This is a genomic window from Pseudomonas edaphica, assembly GCF_005863185.1.
GTDB classification, from domain to species: domain Bacteria; phylum Pseudomonadota; class Gammaproteobacteria; order Pseudomonadales; family Pseudomonadaceae; genus Aquipseudomonas; species Aquipseudomonas edaphica.
On sequence record NZ_VBVZ01000460.1, the window covers coordinates 1 to 5,069 of the forward strand.

The following is a 5,069-nucleotide window of genomic DNA, read 5'->3' on the forward strand; positions in this document are numbered from 1 at the left end:
CCCGAAACCAGGATCATGTCTTTCTTGCGATCCACCAGACGAATATACCCACGCTCATCCATCACCCCAATGTCCCCGGTGGACAACCAGCCCTCGGTATCCAGCACTTCAGCCGTTTCCTTGGGCCGCTTCCAGTACCCCTGCATCACCTGCGGGCCACGCACTTGCAGTTCACCTTGCTCACCAATGTCCGCCAGTTCCCCATCCTCACGCATAAACCGCACCCAGGTCGACGGCAACGGCACACCGATGCTGCCGGTGAATTCCATCTCACGCATGCGAGCAATGTTGATCGGGCTGATGCTCACCACCGGCGAGCACTCGGTCAGCCCATAACCTTCAATAATCGGCAACCCAGTGACCTCCTTCCAGCGCTTGGCCACCGCCGTGTGCGTCGCCATGCCGCCAGCAATCACCATGCGCAGGTCAGAGAAATCCCGCGCACAGAACTCTTTGTTTTCGAGCAAGCCGTTAAACAAGGTGTTGACCCCGGCAATGCCGTTGAAACGCTCCTTGCGCAAGATCATCTGCACCCGTTTCACATCCCGTGGGTTGGCAATCAGGATGTTGCGCCCGCCCAGGCACATGAACATCAGGCAATTCACCGTCAGCGAAAAGATGTGGTACAGCGGCAACAAGGTCACGTTGGTTTCCTGCTTGTCCTGGTCCAACTGGTCACCAACCCAGGCCTTGGCTTGCAGCAGGTTGGCGATGATATTGCGGTGGCTGAGCATCACGCCCTTGGCGTCCCCCGTGGTGCCGCCGGTGTATTGCAGAAACGCCAGCTCATCGAGGTGCATCGCCACCGGAAAGTGGTTCAGCGCCCGTCCCTGTTTCAACACGTTGTTGAAGCGCACAGCGCCGGGCAGGTGAAATTTTGGCACCTGTTTTTGCACGCGACGCAGGATGAAGTTCATCGCCGCGCCCTTGAAGGTGCCGAGCAGATCGCCAATGGCCGCCACCACCACGCGTTTGACACGGCTGCCCTGCGCGACTTTTTCAAAGGTGTGGGCGAAGTTTTCAAAGATCACCAGGGTTTCGGCTTCGCTGTCCTTGAGCAAATGCTTGAGTTCATGGGAGGTGTACAACGGGTTGACGTTGACCACCACCGCACCGGCCAGGATCGTGCCCAGCAGGCAGATCGGGTACTGCAGGCAGTTGGGCATCATCAGCGCCACCCGGTCGCCCTTTTTCACGCCTTGGCCCTGTAGCCACGCGGCAAACGCCTGGCCTTGCACCTGCCAGTCGGCATAGGTCATTTCGGTGCCGATGCTGACGTAGGCGACCCGCTCGCGGAATTTTTCCAGGTGCTCCAGGAACACCTCGCGCAGCGACGGGTAGGCCTCGATACCGGCCTCGATGTCCGCCGGCACGCCCGGCAAGTAGGCGTTCAACCAGACCCGTTCGGTGTGTTCCTGGCTTACAGCGTTCATGGCAGTCTCCTTATTGTTGTTTTTGATCAGGCTATTTTTCGACGATGGCGGTGATGCCCAGCCCGCCTGCTGCACAAATCGAAATCAGGCCGCGCCCGCCCCCGTTTTCATGGATGGTTTTGGCCAGCGCCGCCAGTTGCCGGCCACCGGTGGCGGCAAACGGATGGCCACAGCCCAGGGAGCCGCCATTGACGTTCATCTTGCTGCGGTCGATGGCGCCCAGTGGTGCCTCCAAGCCTAGACGCTCGCGGCAATACTCGGGGTCTTCCCACGCCTTGAGCGTGCACAGCACCTGGGCGGCAAAGGCTTCGTGAATTTCAAAAAAGTCAAAGTCGGCAAACCCCAGGCCCTCACGCTTGAGCATGCGCGGCACGGCATACGCCGGGGCCATCAACAAGCCTTCGGTGCCGTCGACAAAGTTCACCGCAGCGGTTTCGCCGGTACGCAGGTAAGCAAGCACCGGCAAACCCTGTTCGGCAGCCCAGGCTTCGCTGGCCAGCAAGACCACTGAGGCGCCATCGGTCAGCGGTGTGGAGTTACCCGCCGTGAGCGTGCCGTTTTGGCGGTCGTAAGCCGCAGACAGGCCCGCGAGCTTCTCCAGGCTGGCATCGGCACGCAGGTTGTTGTCACGCGCCAGCCCGCGATAGGGGCTGAGCAGGTCATCGAAAAAACCGCGTTTATAGGCCGCATCCAGGCGCTGGTGGCTGGTGAGGGTCAGCTCATCCTGGGCCAGGCGTTTGATCTGCCAGCGCTTGGCCATTTCTTCGCAGTGTTCACCCATGGACAAACCGGTGCGCGGCTCGCCATTGCGCGGCAGCAGCGGTTTGAAAAACATCGACGGGCGCACCTTCAGCAAGGTCTTCACTTTGGCGCCCATGCCCTTGGCGCGATTGGCCGCCAGCAAGGTATGGCGCAGCGATTCGTTGATGCCGATGGGCGCATCCGACGTGGTGTCGGCGCCACCGGCGATGCCCACTTCGATCTGGCCAAGCGCAATTTTGTTGGCGACCAGCAAGGCCGCTTCCAGCCCGGTACCGCAGGCTTGTTGCACGTCGTAGGCAGGCGTGTCAGGCGACAATGTGGTGGACAGCAACGCCTCACGCGCCAGGTTGAAATCCCGCGAATGCTTGATCACCGCGCCCGCAGCAAACTCACCCAGGCGCTGGCCGTGCAGGTGATAGCGCTCCACCAGGCCTTGCAGGGCCGCCACCAGCAGGTCCTGATTGCTGTCGTGGGCATACACGGTGTTGGAACGGGCAAACGGGATACGGTTGCCGCCGATAATCGCCACGCGGCGGGTCGGGGCCGGGTTGAAACTGTAGTCACTCATTGATGGCTCTCGTTCCAGATAAATAGCCCGCGCATATGCGGTTTATCACCGGCAACATTGCGCACTTCAAACTCACGGCGCGGCCCGGTCACCGGGCGGCTCCATTGCGCGACCTGGCCGGGCAGGAAGATCGGCAGCTTGAAGTCGCAATGCGCTTGCGCCTGATCCAGCCCGCCCGGCGGTTGTTGCGCCGCCAGTGCGCGGCCCAGGGTCCACATGCCATGGGCGATGGCGCGGCGAAAGCCGAAGATCCTGGCGCCAATCACCGAGGTGTGAATCGGGTTGAAATCCCCCGAGACCTTGGCAAACCGGCGCCCCAGGTCGGCCGGCAGCAACCAGCGCTGGGTGCGCAACAGGCCGTCTTCCTGCAAGGGCAGCGCGTCGTCCCAGGGTTCGCCGAGCGGGTCTTTGACGTCGCGGCGCAGGTACAGGCTGTCGCTTTCCCACACCAACGTATCCGCCGCAAAGGCGCGGGTGGCGATGCTCAGCGCCTGGCCCTTGGGGTGCGCCACCCAGCGCTCGCAGTACACTTCCAGGCGCAGCGCCTGGCCTTCGCGCAAACGCTGGTGCTGTCGAATGCGATTGGCCAGGTGCACCATGCCACTGGCCGGGTACGGAAAGCTCGGCCGGGTCAGCAGCATCAAATGCAGTGGGAACGCCAGCACATGCGGATAGGACAGCGGCACGCCCTGCTCACGGCGAAAACCGCAGGCGCGGCCATAGGCGGCGATGCCAGCAGCGCTCAGCTCCACCGCCGAGCGCACCAGGCGCGCGGTGGGCAGCGGCGGCGGCCCGTCAAGCTTGGGTTTGCGCAGTGCGCGCACGCCGTCCAGCAACAGCTGGGTGCGCGACGGTGGCGGGTCGATGATCTGCGTCACATAGTCCATGGTTCAGGCTCCCAGCAGGCTTTGGCCGCACACCCGTACCACCTGGCCATTGACCCCGCCGGACGCCGGGTGCGCCAGCCAGGCGATGGTCTCGGCCACATCGATCGGCTGCCCGCCCTGGGACAGTGAGTTCATGCGCCGCCCGGCCTCACGGATCATCAGCGGGATTTTCGCGGTCATCTGGGTTTCGATAAACCCCGGCGCCACCGCATTCACCGTGACTTGCAGCGCGGCCGCCTGGGGTGCCAGGCCCTCCACCAGGCCAATCACGCCCGCCTTGGAGGTGGCGTAGTTGCTTTGCCCGAGGTTGCCAGCGATACCGGAAATCGACGACACGCACACAATCCGCCCGCCAGGGTTCAAGCCTCGCCCCTCCAACAGTGCGCTGCTGAGCTGCAACGGCGCTTCGAGGTTGACCGCCAGCACACTGCGCCAGGCGGCTTCGGTCATCTTGGCGATGGTTTTGTCGCGGGTGATCCCGGCGTTGTGCACCACCACGTCGAATGCGCCGTATTGGCTGACATGCGCCTGCAACAGCGCGGCCGCATCGGCTGCGGTGATGTCCAGCGGCAAGGCCGAGCCGTTCACACTGTCGGCGGCTTGAAGCAGCGCTGCCTGGGCCTGGGGCACGTCCACGCACACCACATGAGCACCGTCGCGGGCCAGCACCTGGGCAATTGCCAGGCCAATGCCACGTGAGGCGCCGGTGACCAGGGCACGGCGACCGGCGAAGGGTTTGTCCCAGTTCACCGTGCCCTGGGCGTCCACGGGTTTTTCCAGGCGCACCACCTGGCCCGACACATAGGCCGAGCGGCGCGATAAAAAGAACCGCAGGCTGCTGTCCAGTGCGTCTTCGGCGCCCGGTGCCACGTAGATCAATTGCACCGTAATTGCACGGCGCAATTCCTTGGCCAGCGAGCGCACCAGCCCTTCAAGGGCACGCTGGGCGATGGCCTGGGGCAAGTCCTGGCAATGTTCCGGCGCCGTGCCGAGCACTACCACGCGGCCGTGCTGGCCGAGGCGCTTGGCATTGGCGTGGAAGAACAGGTAGAGCTCGTCGAGTTGTTGCAGGTCGAGCACGGCCGTGGCGTCGAACACCGCGCCCTGCACCTTGACCGTGGACGGTGCCTTGAGGGTTGCCGGCGTGGCGGCGACGGTATCGGTGTCTTTGAAGAGCTGTTGCACCTGCGCACCGAGGCGCCCTGCCCCGGCGACAATCACCGGGTTGGCAAGGCCTTGCTGGCCGCTGCGGTGGCGTTGCAAGGGCAAGGGTTGCGGCAGGCCGATGGTTCGGGCCAGGCGCCGGCCCCAAGGGGAATTGACGAAGGATAGGTAGTTGTCACTCATAAAACATTCTTTCCCTGTGAACCCGATCAACTGTGGGAGCTGGCTTGCCTGCGATAGCGATCTGTCTGATAC

The 5,069-nt window shown here is 63.4% G+C and carries 4 protein-coding genes; all 4 read right to left on the bottom strand.

The genetic code is table 11. The features are described from left to right. On the bottom strand, nucleotides 1-1,433 hold a 1,433-nt coding region (locus FEM54_RS24160), incomplete at its 3' end, for an AMP-binding protein (protein ID WP_138453404.1). 31 nt (nucleotides 1,434-1,464) lie between these two features. Beyond that, nucleotides 1,465-2,763, bottom strand: coding sequence for an acetyl-CoA C-acetyltransferase (locus FEM54_RS24165; protein ID WP_138453405.1), 1,299 nt, complete (start codon nucleotides 2,761-2,763; stop codon nucleotides 1,465-1,467). Then, on the bottom strand, nucleotides 2,760-3,650 hold the full coding sequence (locus FEM54_RS24170; protein ID WP_138453406.1) for a MaoC/PaaZ C-terminal domain-containing protein: 891 nt from the start codon (nucleotides 3,648-3,650) through the stop codon (nucleotides 2,760-2,762). The genes FEM54_RS24165 and FEM54_RS24170 overlap by 4 nt, the downstream gene beginning before the upstream one ends. 3 nt (nucleotides 3,651-3,653) lie before the next feature. After that, a complete protein-coding gene (locus FEM54_RS24175; protein WP_138453407.1) occupies nucleotides 3,654-4,997 on the bottom strand; it encodes a 3-oxoacyl-ACP reductase in 1,344 nt (447 codons plus the stop codon). Nucleotides 4,998-5,069 lie beyond the last annotated feature (72 nt).